10 protein-coding genes are annotated in these 15967 nt (G+C 52.5%); 6 read left to right on the forward strand and 4 right to left on the reverse strand.

Annotation, left to right across the window (positions count from 1 at the left end; all coding sequences use genetic code 11):
- The first annotated feature begins 5 nt into the window (after positions 1 to 5).
- The 6 genes from mukF (at position 6) to ACKI5T_RS06560 (ending at position 9855) form a co-directional block, all read left to right on the forward strand.
- Complete coding sequence (mukF, locus tag ACKI5T_RS06535; RefSeq protein ID WP_407436482.1) at positions 6 to 1328, forward strand: chromosome partition protein MukF; 1323 nt, start codon at positions 6 to 8, stop codon at positions 1326 to 1328.
- Positions 1309 to 2013: a chromosome partition protein MukE gene (mukE, locus tag ACKI5T_RS06540; RefSeq protein WP_012016839.1), complete on the forward strand. Its 705-nt coding sequence runs from the start codon at positions 1309 to 1311 to the stop codon at positions 2011 to 2013. Before mukF ends, mukE begins: the two co-directional genes overlap by 20 nt.
- Positions 2013 to 6461: a chromosome partition protein MukB gene (gene mukB, locus ACKI5T_RS06545; RefSeq protein WP_407436484.1), complete on the forward strand. Its 4449-nt coding sequence runs from the start codon at positions 2013 to 2015 to the stop codon at positions 6459 to 6461. Before mukE ends, mukB begins: the two co-directional genes overlap by 1 nt.
- A 180-nt stretch (positions 6462 to 6641) precedes the next feature.
- On the forward strand, positions 6642 to 8465 hold the full coding sequence (gene ldtD, locus ACKI5T_RS06550; RefSeq protein WP_407436486.1) for a L,D-transpeptidase: 1824 nt from the start codon (positions 6642 to 6644) through the stop codon (positions 8463 to 8465).
- A gap of 175 nt (positions 8466 to 8640) precedes the next feature.
- A complete protein-coding gene (locus tag ACKI5T_RS06555) occupies positions 8641 to 9192 on the forward strand; it encodes a YcbK family protein (RefSeq protein WP_131487618.1) in 552 nt (183 codons plus the stop codon).
- Positions 9193 to 9207: 15 nt separating this feature from the next.
- Positions 9208 to 9855, forward strand: a complete 648-nt coding sequence (locus ACKI5T_RS06560; RefSeq protein WP_407436488.1) for an MBL fold metallo-hydrolase — start codon at positions 9208 to 9210, stop codon at positions 9853 to 9855.
- A gap of 51 nt (positions 9856 to 9906) precedes the next feature.
- On the opposite strand, the gene ACKI5T_RS06565 is transcribed toward ACKI5T_RS06560, so the two are convergent.
- The 4 genes from ACKI5T_RS06565 to pncB form a co-directional block, all read right to left on the reverse strand.
- Positions 9907 to 11097 (reverse strand): amino acid aminotransferase, encoded by a 1191-nt coding sequence (locus ACKI5T_RS06565; protein WP_407436490.1) that lies wholly within the window; start codon positions 11095 to 11097, stop codon positions 9907 to 9909.
- Positions 11098 to 11285: 188 nt separating this feature from the next.
- Complete coding sequence (locus ACKI5T_RS06570) at positions 11286 to 12377, reverse strand: porin (RefSeq protein ID WP_317179561.1); 1092 nt, start codon at positions 12375 to 12377, stop codon at positions 11286 to 11288.
- Positions 12378 to 12983: 606 nt separating this feature from the next.
- Complete coding sequence (asnS, locus tag ACKI5T_RS06575) at positions 12984 to 14384, reverse strand: asparagine--tRNA ligase (RefSeq protein ID WP_012016846.1); 1401 nt, start codon at positions 14382 to 14384, stop codon at positions 12984 to 12986.
- Positions 14385 to 14658: 274 nt separating this feature from the next.
- The gene (pncB, locus tag ACKI5T_RS06580; RefSeq protein ID WP_407436493.1) at positions 14659 to 15861 is read right to left on the reverse strand and encodes a nicotinate phosphoribosyltransferase; all 1203 of its coding nucleotides are present in this window, start codon (positions 15859 to 15861) and stop codon (positions 14659 to 14661) included.
- Positions 15862 to 15967: the final 106 nt, after the last annotated feature.

The following is a 15967-nucleotide window of genomic DNA, read 5'->3' on the forward strand; positions in this document are numbered from 1 at the left end:
AATTTATGAGTGATTTTTCCCAGACAGTCCCCGAGCTGGTTGCCTGGGCCAGAAAAAACGATTTCTCCATCGCGCTGCCGGTCGACAGACTCTCTTTTCTGCTGGCCATTGCCACGCTGAATGGCGAGCGCCTGGATGGTGAAATGAGCGAGGTTGAACTGGTGGACGCTTTCCGCCATGTGAGTGATGCGTTTGAGCAAACCAGCGAAACCATTAGCGTGCGTGCCAACAACGCAATTAACGATATGGTGCGTCAACGTCTGCTGAACCGCTTTACCAGCGAGCAGACTGAAGGCAACGCCATCTATCGTTTGACGCCTCTGGGTATCGGCATCACGGATTATTACATTCGTCAGCGTGAGTTTTCCACGCTGCGCCTTTCCATGCAGCTATCAATCGTTGCGGATGAGCTAAAGCGTGCAGCGGATGCGGCGGATGAAAACGGAGATGAATTCCACTGGCATCGCAACGTTTATGCTCCGCTGAAATACTCGGTCGCGGAAATTTTTGACAGCATCGATCTGACCCAGCGCTTGATGGATGAGCAGCAGCAACAGGTAAAAGACGATATCGCGCAGCTGCTGAACAAAGACTGGCGTGCGGCGATCTCAAGCTGTGAACTTTTATTGTCAGAAACCTCGGGTACGCTACGTGAACTGCAGGATACGCTGGAAGCGGCAGGCGATAAGCTCCAGGCCAATTTGTTGCGCATCCAGGATGCGACGATGGCGCATGACAATCTGCATTTCGTCGACAAGCTGGTGTTCGATCTGCAAAGTAAACTCGACCGTATTATTAGCTGGGGTCAACAGTCGATTGACCTGTGGATCGGCTACGACCGTCACGTACATAAGTTTATCCGTACCGCGATTGATATGGATAAAAACCGTGTGTTTGCTCAGCGTCTACGCCAGTCGGTGCAAACCTATTTCGATGCGCCATGGGCGCTGACCTACGCCAATGCTGACCGTCTGCTGGACATGCGTGACGAAGAGATGACCCTTCGCGATGAAGAGGTCACCGGTGAACTGCCGCCGGATCTGGAATTTGAAGAGTTCAACGAAATTCGTGAACAACTTGCGGCCATGATCGAAGAACAGCTGGCGGTCTATAAATCCAGACAAGTGCCGCTAGATCTCGGTCTCGTGGTGCGCGATTATCTGGTGCAATACCCGCGTGCGCGTCATTTCGATATTGCCCGCATCGTCGTCGACCAGGCCGTACGTCTGGGCGTCGCGCAAGCAGATTTCACCGGACTGCCGCCGAAGTGGCAGCCGATTAACGATTACGGAGCCAAGGTACAGGCGCATGTCATTGACAAATATTGAACAAATGATGCCAGTTAAGCTGGCCCAGGCGCTGGCGAATCCGTTATTTCCGGCGCTGGATAGCCAATTGCGTGCCGGTCGCCACATTGGCCTTGATGAACTGGATAATCACGCGTTTCTGATGGATTTCCAGGAGTATCTGGAAGAGTTTTACGCCCGCTATAACGTGGAGCTAATCCGCGCCCCGGAAGGATTCTTCTATCTGCGCCCGCGCTCAACGACGTTGATCCCGCGTTCGGTTCTTTCGGAATTGGACATGATGGTGGGCAAAATCCTTTGCTATCTCTATCTCAGCCCAGAGCGTCTAGCCAATGAGGGGATTTTCACCCAGCAAGAGCTGTACGATGAGCTGTTGACCCTGGCAGAAGAGGGCAAACTGCTGAAGCTGGTGAACAATCGTTCCACCGGTTCAGATCTCGATCGTCAGAAATTACAGGAAAAAGTGCGCTCTTCCCTGAGCCGTCTGCGTCGCCTCGGCATGGTGTGGTTTATGGGGCATGACAGCAGCAAATTCCGTATCACAGAAGCGGTTTTCCGCTTTGGTGCTGATGTGCGTGCGGGCGACGATCCGCGTGAAGCGCAGCTGCGTATGATCCGTGACGGTGAAGCCATGCCGGTCGAAAACCATTTGCAGCTCAACGACGAGCCTGAAGAGAGCCAGACGGAAAGCGGGGAGGAAGAGTAATGATTGAACGTGGTAAATTTCGTTCACTGACGCTGATTAACTGGAACGGTTTCTTTGCCCGAACCTTTGATCTGGATGAGCTGGTCACAACGCTATCCGGGGGTAACGGTGCGGGTAAATCCACCACGATGGCAGCGTTTGTCACGGCGTTGATTCCCGATTTGACGCTGCTGCACTTCCGTAACACCACTGAAGCGGGGGCCACAAGCGGCTCACGTGATAAAGGTTTGCACGGTAAGCTGAAAGCTGGCGTCTGTTATTCCGTTCTGGATGTCATCAACTCTCGTCACCAGCGCGTGGTGGTGGGTGTTCGCTTGCAACAGGTCGCAGGCCGTGACCGTAAAGTGGATATCAAACCGTTCGCGATTCAAGGTTTACCGACCTCCGTTCAGCCCACCGCAATGCTGACGGAAACGCTGAACGACCGCCAGGCGCGCGTCCTCTCTCTCCAGGAACTGAAAGAGAAACTTGAGGAGATCGAAGGGGTTCAGTTCAAGCAGTTCAACTCGATTACCGATTACCACTCGCTGATGTTCGATCTGGGTATTGTTGCGCGTCGTCTGCGCAGCGCCTCGGACCGTAGCAAATACTATCGTCTGATTGAAGCCTCTCTGTATGGCGGTATTTCCAGCGCTATCACCCGCTCGTTGCGCGACTACCTGTTGCCGGAAAACAGCGGCGTGCGTAAAGCATTCCAGGATATGGAAGCCGCGCTGCGTGAAAACCGCATGACGCTGGAAGCCATTCGCGTCACCCAATCAGACCGCGATCTGTTTAAGCACCTGATCAGCGAAGCGACCAACTACGTGGCGGCGGATTATATGCGCCACGCGAATGAACGTCGCATTCATCTGGATAAGGCGCTTGAATATCGCCGCGAGCTGTTCACTTCGCGTAAACAGCTGGTGGCAGAGCAGTATAAGCACGTTGAGATGGCGCGTGAGCTGGGCGAACAGAACGGTGCTGAAGGCGATCTCGAAGCGGATTATCAGGCAGCCAGCGATCACCTGAATCTGGTGCAAACCGCCCTGCGTCAGCAGGAAAAAATTGAGCGTTACGAAGCCGACCTCGATGAGCTGCAGATTCGTCTCGAAGAGCAAAATGAAGTGGTGGCAGAAGCCGCCGAGATGCAGGAAGAGAACGAAGCGCGCGCCGAAGCCGCTGAGCTGGAAGTGGATGAGCTGAAAAACCAGCTTGCGGACTATCAGCAGGCGCTTGATGTTCAGCAAACGCGTGCGATCCAGTACACCCAGGCGCTACAGGCGTTGCAGCGCGCGAAAGAGCTGTGTCATCTTCCGGATCTGACGCCAGAAAGCGCGGATGAATGGCTGGAGACATTCCAGGCAAAACAGCAAGAAGCCACAGATAAATTACTCTCTCTCGATCAGAAAATGAGCGTGGCGCAAACTGCACACAGCCAGTTTGAACAGGCTTACCAGCTGGTTACCGCGATCAACGGCCCGTTGGCGCGAAGCGATGCGTGGGAAGTCGCGCGTGAACTTCTGCGTGACGGTGTAAACCAGCGCCATCTGGCTGAGCAGGTTCAGCCGTTGCGTATGCGTCTGAACGAGCTGGAACAGCGTCTTCGGGAACAGCAGGAAGCCGAGCGTCTGCTGGCTGAATTCTGCAAGCGTCACGGAAAACGTGTCGACATCGATGAACTGGAAACCCTGCATCAGGAACTGGAAGCCCGTATTGCCTCTCTTTCTGACAGTGTGTCAAATGCCGGTGAGCAGCGTATGTCGCTGCGACAAGAGCTGGAACAGCTTCAGTCACGCACGCAGAAACTGCTGCAACGAGCGCCTGTCTGGTTAGCCGCACAAAGTAGCCTGAATCAGCTCAGTGAGCAGTGCGGTGAAGAGTTTGAATCCAGCCAGGATGTCACTGAATATCTGCAGCAGCTGCTGGAACGCGAGCGTGAAGCGATTGTTGAACGCGATGAAGTCGGCGCGCGTAAACGTGCCATTGACGAAGAAATTGAGCGCTTAAGCCAGCCCGGCGGCGCTGAAGATTCTCGCCTCAATGCGCTCGCAGAACGTTTTGGCGGCGTGCTGCTCTCTGAAATCTATGATGATGTTAGCCTGGACGATGCGCCGTACTTCTCAGCACTTTACGGCCCATCCCGAAACGCCATCGTTGTGCCTGATTTGTCCCTGATTGCCGACCAGCTTGAAGGCCTGGAGGAGTGCCCGGAAGATCTCTATCTGATCGAAGGCGATCCCCAGTCCTTTGATGACAGCGTCTTCAGCGTCGATGAGCTTGAAAAAGCCGTTGTGGTGAAAATTGCCGATCGTCAGTGGCGCTATTCCCGTTTCCCAACGCTGCCGCTGTTTGGTCGTGCCGCGCGCGAAAACCGTATCGAAAGTCTGCATGCGGAACGTGAAACGCTGTCTGAGCGCTTCGCGACGTTGTCCTTTGACGTGCAGAAAACCCAGCGTTTACACCAGTCGTTCAGTCGTTTTATCGGTAGCCACGTCGCTGTTGCATTCGAGCCCGATCCAGAAGCGGAAATCCGCAAGCTCAATACCCGTCGCGGTGAGCTTGAGCGTGCGATAAGCCTTCATGAAAACGACAATCAGCAGAGCCGCGTTCAGTTCGAACAGGCGAAAGAGGGCGTTGCAGCGCTTAACCGCATCCTGCCGCGTCTGAATCTGCTGGCCGATGACACGCTCGCTGACCGCGTAGACGAAATCCAGGAACGCCTGGATGAAGCGCAGGAAGCTGCTCGCTTTGTCCAGCAGCATGGGAATCAACTGGCGAAACTTGAGCCGGTATTATCCGTTCTGCAAAGCGACCCGGAACAGTTTGAACAGCTGAAAGAAGACTACGCGTATTCTCAGCAGGTGCAGCGCGATGCGCGTCAGCAGGCGTTTGCACTGACCGAAGTGGTGCAGCGTCGCGCTCACTTTGGCTATAGCGACTCGGCGGAAATGCTGAGCGGTAACAGCGATCTCAACGAAAAACTGCGTCATCGTCTGGAGCAGGCGGAAACAGAACGTAGCCGTACGCGTGACGCTTTGCGCAGTCATGCGGCTCAACTGAGCCAGTATGGCCAGGTTCTGGCGTCGCTGAAAAGCTCGTTTGATACCAAAAAAGAGCTGTTAACCGATCTGCAAAAAGAGCTCCAGGATATCGGCGTGCGTGCGGATAGCGGGGCTGAAGAGCGGGCGCGTATTCGTCGTGATGAGTTGCACAGCCAGTTGAGCAATAACCGCTCGCGTCGTAATCAGCTGGAAAAAGCCCTGACTCTGTGTGAAGCGGAGATGGATAATCTCACCCGTCGCCTCCGCAAGCTGGAACGTGATTATCACGAAATGCGCGAGCAGGTTGTGACCGCAAAAGCGGGATGGTGTGCGGTGATGCGTCTGGTGAAAGACAGTGGCGTTGAGCGTCGTCTGCATCGCCGTGAGCTGGCCTACCTTTCCGGCGATGAGCTGCGTTCCATGTCGGATAAGGCATTAGGTGCGCTGCGTCCTGCGGTGGCGGATAACGAACATCTGCGCGATGTGCTGCGCATGTCAGAAGATCCAAAACGTCCGGAACGTAAAATTCAGTTCTTTGTGGCGGTGTATCAGCACCTGCGCGAGCGTATCCGCCAGGATATTATCCGCACGGACGATCCGGTCGAAGCTATCGAGCAAATGGAGATCGAGCTGGGTCGTCTGACCGAAGAGCTGACGTCTCGTGAACAGACGCTGGCGATTAGCTCTCGCAGCGTGGCGAATATTATTCGGAAAACGATCCAGCGCGAGCAGAACCGTATTCGGATGCTCAACCAGGGGCTGCAAAGCGTGTCGTTTGGCCAGGTGAACAGCGTGCGTCTGAACGTTAACGTCCGCGAAGCTCACGCTATGCTGTTGGATGTGCTTTCAGAGCAGCATGAGCAACACCAGGATCTGTTTAACAGCAATCGTCTGACCTTCTCTGAAGCGCTGGCCAAACTCTATCAGCGCCTCAATCCACAGATCGATATGGGGCAGCGTACGCCACAAACTATCGGTGAAGAGCTGCTGGATTACCGCAACTATCTGGAAATGGAAGTTGAGGTTAACCGCGGCTCCGACGGCTGGCTGCGTGCCGAATCCGGTGCGTTGTCGACCGGGGAAGCGATCGGTACCGGGATGTCGATTCTGGTTATGGTTGTGCAGAGTTGGGAAGACGAATCGCGTCGCCTGCGCGGGAAAGATATTTCGCCTTGCCGTCTGCTGTTCCTCGATGAGGCCGCGCGACTGGATGCGCGATCTATCGCTACGTTGTTCGAGCTGTGCGATCGTCTGGGCATGCAGCTGATCATCGCTGCGCCAGAAAACATCAGCCCTGAGAAAGGCACAACGTATAAGCTGGTGCGTAAAGTATTCCAGAATACTGAGCATGTTCATGTAGTGGGTCTGCGCGGCTTTGCACCGCAACCGCCAGAATCATTACCCGAAGCAGCTGACGCGTCGTAACGCGCTTTGACCAAAAGGGCGACACTCTGGTGTCGCCCTTTTTATTTGTTTAACTTGTATTCCAGACTACGTTATCTTTAAACTTCTTTACATAAGGTCAGGCAACAGCGTATATGCCTTTCTATAATTAAGAATAGCCCCGGTGTTGTGGGCAAGTCGTAAGAAAACAGGGGGCAAGGGATGTTGCTAAAGAAAATCTGTGGTTGTCAGCTATCAGCACTGACTGTGTGCCTGACCGTAATATTCGCTCCACTGTTTAACGCGCAGGCCGATGAGCCTGAAGTGGTTCCGGTTGATAGCTCCGCAACGATGGGCACGCAGCCAACTTCGCTGTCGCAACCACTGGAACAGTCTCCCGCCACAGCCATTATGGCAGGTATTAAACTTTTGCCAGCCGGTGTCGATACCGCAGCCCTGCACCAGCAGTTGCAGTCCGAGCTGCCGTCGGGTTATACACCCGCGTATATCAGTCAACTTACATTGCTGTATGCCGCGCGCGACATGAAGCCGATGTGGGAAGACCGCGATGCCGTGCGCGCTTTCCAGCAGCAGCTGGCCGAAGTGGCGATTGCGGGTTTTCAACCGCAATTTACCGCCTGGGTTGAGCTGTTGACCGATCCAGCCGTCACCGGAATGGCGCGGGATATCGTGCTTTCCGACGCCATGATGGGTTATCTTCAGTTTGTCGCCGGGATTCCGGTCAATGGCAACCGTTGGCTTTATAGCGATAAAGCCTACAAATTAGCGACACCTGCGCTCTCCGTGATTAACCAGTGGCAACTGGCACTGGATCAGGGAACCCTACCGCGTTTTATCGCCAGCCTTGCGCCAGCGCACCCGCAATATGCCACGATGCATCAGTCATTGCTGAAGCTGGTGGGCGATACGCGACCGTGGCCGCAACTGCGCGGTACCGCCACGCTGCGACCGGGTCAATGGAGCAGCGATGTGCCTGCATTGCGTGAAATTCTGTTGCGTTCAGGCGCAACAGGGGCAGAATCGAAAATTGCACTCCCCGGTGATGATCCGCAAGGCGTCGTGGTTAGCCCATCCGCACCTGCGCCTGAAGTAAAAGCCGCGCTACCGACCGGTAAACCCGCGGCATACGATCGCGAGCTGGTGGCGGCAGTAAAAACCTTCCAGATGACACAAGGTTTAGGCGCAGATGGCGTAATTGGCCCATCAACGCGCGACTGGTTAAATGTCTCTCCGGCGCAGAGAGCAGGGGTTTTGGCACTCAATATTCAGCGTCTGAGACTGCTTCCAGGAACACTCTCAACTGGCATAATGGTGAACATACCGGCTTATTCGCTGGTGTATTACCAGAATGGCAGTGAAGTTCTGGCGTCACGCGTCATCGTTGGACGCCCGGATCGTAAAACGCCGATGATGAGCAGCGCGCTGAACAATGTCGTCGTCAATCCACCATGGAATGTCCCGCCAACGCTAGCGCGCAAAGATATTCTGCCGAAGTTGTGGGATGACCCAGGCTACCTGGAACGCCACGGCTATACTGTGATGCGCGGCTGGAACAGCAGTCAGGCGATCGATCCGTATCAGGTTGACTGGGCAACGATTACACCGTCAAACCTGCCATTCCGCTTCCAGCAAGCGCCGGGTGAGCGCAATTCGTTAGGCCGGTACAAATTCAATATGCCGAGCTCGGACGCGATCTATCTGCACGATACGCCGAACCATAACTTGTTCCAGAAGGATGCACGCGCGCTGAGTTCTGGCTGCGTACGCGTGAATAAAGCGTCTGAACTGGCAAATATGTTGTTGGGTGATGCGGGGTGGAACGACACACGGATTTCCGACACCCTCAAAGAGGGGAATACGCGCTACGTTAATATTCGACATAATATTCCGGTTAACCTTTACTATCTGACCGCGTTTGTTGGCGAAGATGGGCGTACTCAGTATCGTACAGATATTTACAATTATGATCTTACCGCGCGATCAGGCGCACAAATTTTGCCAAAAGCTGAACAATTAATCAGGTAAATGAAGTAGTTCGGGAAAATAGATTGTCGTAAGTTATGGTGAGTATGGGGCTAAATCGCTGCAAGCCCCGTCTTTACTGGGGTTGGTCGTCTTGACGCAGGCTGTTGAGCCAGTTAAGGTGCCCTTCGTGCGCTAAGCATATTTACGATAACATTGACCTGTAGACCTGATTACCATGGACAAATTTGACGCTAATCGCCGCAAATTGCTGGCGTTAGGTGGTGTTGCGCTCGGCGCTGCGGCCATCTTGCCTACGCCAGCATTTGCCACCCTCTCGACACCTCGTCCGCGTATTTTGACGTTGAATAACCTGCACACCGGTGAGTCAATTAAGGCGGAGTTTTTTGATGGCAGAGGCTATATTCAGGATGAATTAGCAAAACTAAACCATTTTTTCCGTGACTATCGCGCGAATAAAATAAAAGCCATCGACCCAGGATTATTTGATCAGCTTTTCCGCCTTCAGGGATTGCTTGGAACGCGCAAGCCCGTGCAACTCGTTTCCGGTTATCGTTCGCTCGATACCAATAATGAATTGCGAGCCCATAGCCGTGGGGTAGCTAAAAAAAGTTATCACACGAAAGGGCAGGCGATGGATTTTCATATTGAAGGCATTTCATTAGCCAATATTCGCAAAGCCGCGTTATCTCTGCGCGCAGGTGGTGTAGGATATTACCCACGTAGCAACTTTGTGCATATTGATACCGGGCCAAATCGGCACTGGTAATAATGAAGGAGCAGTATGAACTATCGTATTATTCCGGTGACTGCGTTTTCCCAGAACTGTTCGCTTATCTGGTGTGAACAAACTAAACTGGCCGCGCTTGTCGATCCCGGCGGAGATGCTGAGAAGATCAAGCAAGAAGTCGCAGCGTCCGGCGTGACGCTGATGCAGATTTTGCTAACCCATGGTCACCTTGATCATGTGGGGGCGGCGGCTGAACTGGCGCAACACTATGGTGTGCCAGTCATTGGACCGGAAAAAGAAGATGAGTTCTGGCTGCAAGGGTTGCCCGCCCAAAGCCGCATGTTTGGCCTCGATGAGTGTCTCCCCTTGATACCCGATCGTTGGCTGGAAGAGGGCGAAAGCGTGAACGTCGGGAATGTGACGTTACAGATATTGCATTGCCCGGGTCATACGCCGGGGCATATCGTCTTCTTTGATGACCAATCGCGTTTGCTGATCTCAGGCGACGTGATTTTCAAAGGTGGCGTAGGACGCAGCGATTTTCCACGCGGCGATCACGGACAGTTAATTCAGTCGATTAAACAGAAGCTGTTGCCGTTGGGCGACGACGTAACGTTTATCGCGGGGCATGGACCGATGTCGACGCTGGGATATGAGCGTTTGCACAATCCGTTCCTGCAGGATGAAATGCCTGTCTGGTAAAGACGAATAAAAAAGCCCGCATCTGCGGGCTTTTTTTTTAGCTATCGAAGCTTATAGTACAGCAACAATCGCTTCGCACAGTGGCGCCATGTTGTCTGGCGTCATACCCGCAACGTTGACGCGACCAGAAGCAACGGCGTAGACACCGAATTCTTCTCGCAGACGCAGAACCTGCTCTTTGGTCAAGCCGCTAAACGAGAACATCCCGTTCTGCCTCGTAATGAAGCTGAAATCGCTATCCGCGCCTTTCTCCGCCAGCGTGTTCACGAACAGCAGACGCATACGCTGGATGCGCTGACGCATATCGTTTAGCTCTTGTTCCCAGATGGCTCGCAGCGCGTCATTGCTGAGAATTGTCGCGACCACGGAAGCGCCGTGCGCCGGTGGGTTCGAGTAGTTGGCACGAATAACCGATTTCATCTGGCTAAAGGCGCGGTCAACGGTCTGCTCGTCAGACGCAACCAACGTACAGGCACCTACGCGCTCATTGTACAGGCCAAAGTTCTTGGAATAGGAACTTGCAACAATCAGCTCCTGATGCAGCGCAGCAAAGGCACGCAGGCCTTCGGCGTCTTCTTCCAGGCCGCGAGCAAAGCCCTGGTAGGCGAAGTCGAACAGCGGCAGCCAGCCTTTTTCAGCAGACAGTTTTGCCAGCGTTTCCCACTGCTCAAGCGTAGGATCAATACCGGTAGGGTTATGGCAGCAGCCATGGAACAGAACCACGTCACCCGCTTGCGCTTCATTCAGGCTTGCCAGCAGGCCGTCAAAATCCAGGGTGTGATTCGCTGCGTCATAATAGGCGTATTCACACACTTCCAGACCTGCGGAATTAAACACGCTTTTATGGTTCGGCCAGCTAGGATTGCTTACCCAGACGCGCTTGACAGAGGTATTTTTTGCAAGGAAATCCGCCGCGACGCGCAGTGCGCCAGTACCGCCAGGCGTTTGCGCTGTGCGAGCTCGTTTATCGCTGATAATCGCGTTGCCTTTGCCAAACAGCAATTCCTGAGTGCAATGACCAAATTCCGGAATACCATCAATGCCGAGGTAATTTTTGGTGTTTTCGTTTTCCAGCAGATACTGCTCGGCTTTTTTAACACTGGTCAGAACCGGTGTCTTGCCGGTCTCATCTTTATAGACACCAATCCCCAGATTAATTTTGGTCGGGCGGTCATCAGCACGAAACAGATCGGCCAAGCCCAGGATTGGGTCGGCAGGGGCAGCGGTAATGTTCTCAAACATGACGAGGTTCCATTGTGATTACAGAAGTGAAATCCGCTATCAGGTTAACGGTTGATCTACAAAATGCCAACCGTTTGCGACAAAAAGCGTGCGCCTTTTCAAAAGTCGCCATTATTTACTTTCAGGCATAAAAAAACAGAACCGAAGTCCTGTTTTCTAGGCATTTAGCAGAGAGGGCTGCTTGCTTATTAGAACTGGTAAACGATACCAACACCAGCCTGGTCGTCAGCAGACAAACCGGAAGCGCGGGTGTAATTGTTTTCGTCCAGCAGGTTGAAGCGGTATGCTGCGTATACGTTCATGTTTTTGTTGAAGTAGTACCATGTACCCACTTCTACATATTTAACCAAGTCAGCATCGCCACCGGTGAAAGTAGAACCGTTAGCCGTACGGCCAGTCAGATCCTTGCCTTTAGACTGTACGTAACCCACGGATGGACGCAGACCGAAGTCGAACTGGTACTGGACCACAGCTTCGAAGTTCTGAGTCTTATTAGCAAACTCGCCGTCGTTTTCGCGGGTCATGTTCTGAGATTCGCCATACATAACAGAAGCGTATACGTTGTTAGCGTCATACTTCAGGGATGTCGCCCAACCTTCCGCACGCTCGCCTTTACCATCTTTAGACTGATCTGTAGAACGGTCAGAGTTGGTGTAAGCTGCGGTTACGTTGAAGCCTTCAGCGAAGTCATAACCCAGAGAGTAGCTACCGCCGTCGCCATTCTGGCGAGAAGTTGTGTGGCCTTCTTCGTTTTTACCCTGGTATTGCAGACCCAGAGCCAGACCGTCAACCAGTCCGAAGAAGTTGGAGTTACGATAGGTAGCCAAGCCAGTACTACGTGAAGTCATGAAGTTATCGGTAGCAGCCAGAGAGTCACCGCCCCAAATAACGAACATATCGGTAGATGCCAGCGCATCGTAGAACACGCCATAGTTACGACCATAGTCGAATGAGCCGTATTCGCCGCCTTTCAGACCAGCAAATGCCAGACGTGTTTTAGTTCCCTGAGCGCCTTCCTGTGCGGAAGCGTCCATGTTGTATTCCCACTGGCCGTAACCGGTCAGTTGGTCATTAACCTGAGTTTCGCCTTTGAAGCCGATACGGGCGTAAGTGGTGTCGCCGTTGTTAGATTCGCCATTGGTAGTCCATTGGTGTTCACCTACAGCTTTACCGTAGAAGTCCAGTTTGTTGCCGTTTTTGTTATAGATTTCTGCAGCGTTTGCTGCACCGGCTACCAGCAGGGCAGGGATAACCACTGCCAGGATATTGCGCTTCATCATTATTTATTACCCTCATTGGTTTTTTTATGACACTCGCCACTGCACTCAATAAATTCTGTCAATAAATATTTCCGGAACTATTGATGAGAGTTTGGTGTCTTTATGTATCTGACAGGCATCTTTCCATTCAAAGAACCGTTTCGCTAGCCTGAAAGTGCTACAAAGATAAAGATTGGGTAACAAAAAGCAATTATGTGTAACTAAATATGAATTTACTGGAACTTTGTGAACCACCTCAAATTTCAGAACTGATTGCTGAATAAAAAGACTGGCGCATTGCTATATATATGAATTGCTTATGTTTAATTTTAATAAAGGCGTTTCATATCAACAGAACCTAAACAACCCTGTTTTTCTTATTGTCAACATTAGCCATCTGAACGTCTGTTTTTGTGATTGAAATTTGTGCTAATGCAATGATTCGCGATTAGACGCAATAAGAATGCGGTTTATTTTTTGTACATGGATGTTTCGTGGAAATAAAACGTAACAGCTAGGGGGAATGACGGGGTTGCACTTTAGAAACGCTGACTTTCAACTGACAATAATTGACACTGCAGAATAAAATAACGGCCAGCAATTGCTGACCGTTATTAATTTTAGAGATTAGAAACTGGCGTTACGCGGCGTTCTTGGGAACGCGATAACGTCACGTACGTTCTGAACACCGGTGACATAGGCAATCAGACGTTCGAAGCCCAGGCCAAAGCCTGAGTGCGGCACGGTGCCGTAACGGCGAAGGTCGCGATACCAGCTGTAATCTGCCGGGTTCAGACCCATCTCTTCCATACGTGCGTCCAGCACGTCCAGGCGCTCTTCACGCTGGGAACCACCGATGATTTCACCGATGCCTGGCGCAAGCACGTCCATTGCGGCGACGGTTTTACCGTCTTCGTTAAGGCGCATGTAGAAGGCCTTAATGTCTTTCGGATAGTTTTTCACCACGACCGGGGCTTTAAAGTGTTTCTCAGCCAGATAACGTTCGTGTTCGGAAGACAAATCGACGCCCCAATAAACCGGGTTCTCGAATTTCTCACCACATTTTTCCAGGATAGCCACCGCGTCGGTATAATCCACCTGAGCGAAATCAGCGGAGACAAAACGCTCCAGACGTGCAACCGCATCGCTGTCGACACGCTCAGCGAAGAATTTCATGTCATCCGCACGTTCTTCCAGAACGGCTTTGAAGACGTACTTCAGCATCGCTTCTGCCAGACCTGCAACATCGTTCAGGTTCGCGAAAGCCACTTCTGGCTCAAGCATCCAGAACTCCGCCAGGTGACGGCTGGTGTTGGAGTTTTCCGCGCGGAAAGTGGGGCCGAAGGTATAGATCTTAGACAGCGCGCAGGCGTATGTTTCGCCGTTGAGCTGGCCGGATACGGTCAGGAATGCTTCTTTACCAAAGAAATCTTTGTCGAAATCGACTTTGCCTTCTGGCGTACGCGGTAAGTTTTCCAGATCTAATGTTGAAACGCGGAACATTTCGCCCGCACCTTCGGTATCTGATGCGGTGATCAGTGGGGTGGACACCCAGAAATAACCCTGCTCATCGAAAAAGCGATGCAGGGCCTGCGCCAGAGTGTGGCGCACACGGGCCACGGCGCCGATCATGTTGGTGCGCGGGCGCAGGTGAGCGACTTCACGCAGATACTCAATGCTGTGGCGTTTAGCCGCCATAGGATAGGTGTCAGGATCTTCAACCCAGCCAGTAACTTCAATTGCCGTCGCCTGCAGTTCAAAGCTCTGGCCTTGACCCGGGGAAGCGACCACAACACCCGTAACGATGACGGAGCAACCGGTCGTCAGGTGCAGAACGTCGTCATTGTAATTGGGCAGAGAATTATTAATGACGGCCTGTACAGGATCAAAGCAGGAACCGTCATAGACGGCGAGGAAGGAGATGCCAGCTTTAGAATCTCGGCGAGTACGCACCCATCCGCGCACGGTGACTTCTTGGTCAACGGCGACACGGCCCTGGAGTACGTCGGCTACAGGCACAACGCTCATAATAATCTCTCTGTTAATAGTCGGAAAAAATACCCGTCATACTTCAGGTTGCATGTGGGTTGGCTGCGCTCGTTCTTACTTATGTAAGCTCCGGGGATCCACTCCCTTGCCGCCTTCCTGCAACCCTATTATTTAGGATATAGACACTTGTCCGCCCATATCGGGGGGATATCTATGTTACCTGGCATCCGCCATCAGACAAGTAGAATTCGCAGAGAATAGAGAAGAAAAGAGAAAAATATGAGGGGAGGGGCCAGGAATGGCCCCAAACAGGTTAACTGGCTTTTTTGATTTGCGGCAGATCGAAGGCTTTACGCAATGCACGAACAAAGGCTTTGTCATGGCAAATGGTTTTGCCTGGGCTGTCAGATAGCTTGGCGACTGGCTTACCGTTACATTCCACTAGCTTGATAACGATATTCAGTGGTTTGACCTGAGGGATATCGCAGGTTAAACGCGTACCAATTCCAAAGCTCAAATTCACTCTGGATGAAAAGTGGCGATAAAGCTCGAGGGCTTTAGACAGATCCAAATTATCAGAAAAAACCAACACTTTGGTCAGCGGATCAATGCCGAGTTTTTTGTAATGCGCGATCGCTTTTTCGCCCCACTCAACCGGATCCCCGGAATCATGGCGCAGGCCCTGATAGCGCTGTGCAAATTCAGGACCAAAATCGCGCAGGAACGCGTCCATGGTAATGCAGTCGGTCAGCGCAATTCCTAGCTTATCCGGATATTCTTCCAGCCACGCCGCCAGCGCAGCACGTTGACTGGTGGCAAGGTCGGGGCTGATTTGCTGGTGCGCCTGGAACCACTCATGGGCTTGTGTTCCCATTGGTGTCAGATTGCGGCGGCGGGCTAAATCATAATTGCTGGTGCCTACGAACCACGGCTCCTGCTGCAAGCGCTCGACAATGGCTTGTTGTACTTCGCGTGAGAAACGGCGGCGGGTACCAAAATCCATCAGGCGGAAACGGGACATATCCACGGATTCTGTCATCTGGGCGAATTCGCCGAGTTTGCTTTCAAGCATCGCGAGCGCATGTTCAACGCCCATTTCGGGAGAGCGATAGCGGTGCACAATCTCGCTAATGACCGCCAGCAGCGGCACTTCCCACATAATCACTTCACGCCACGGGCCAGCAAGACGGATATTCAGCTTGCCGTTATCGTTGGTGATCGTCACTTGTTCAGGGTTGTAGCGGAAATTGCGCAGCCAGTCTAAATAGTCGGCTTTAAAGAACGGCAGGCCAGAGAGCCACTGGTATTCGTCGTCCTGCAGCGCCAGATGCTGCATAGCATCGACCTGTTCACGAATGGTGTCGGCGTAAATACCGAGCAAGTCATCACCACGGCAACGAAACTCGGCCGCTACCTGTACGTCGTAGTAATGGTGAAAAACGGCTTGCTGCATGTGCAATTTATACGCATCGGTATCCAGCAACGTATGCAGAACAGGAGAAGCGAATTGAGTCATAGGTGCGCCGTAGCATCCTCTCACGGGAGCGTTTAGTACAATAAACAACTATTGAAACCGCTGGAGTATACCTTGTTTAGCGATTTATTGAACCCCGATCACAACA

The sequence above is a fragment of the Lelliottia sp. genome (genome assembly GCF_045627565.1).
In the GTDB taxonomy this organism is placed as follows: Bacteria; Pseudomonadota; Gammaproteobacteria; order Enterobacterales; family Enterobacteriaceae; genus Enterobacter.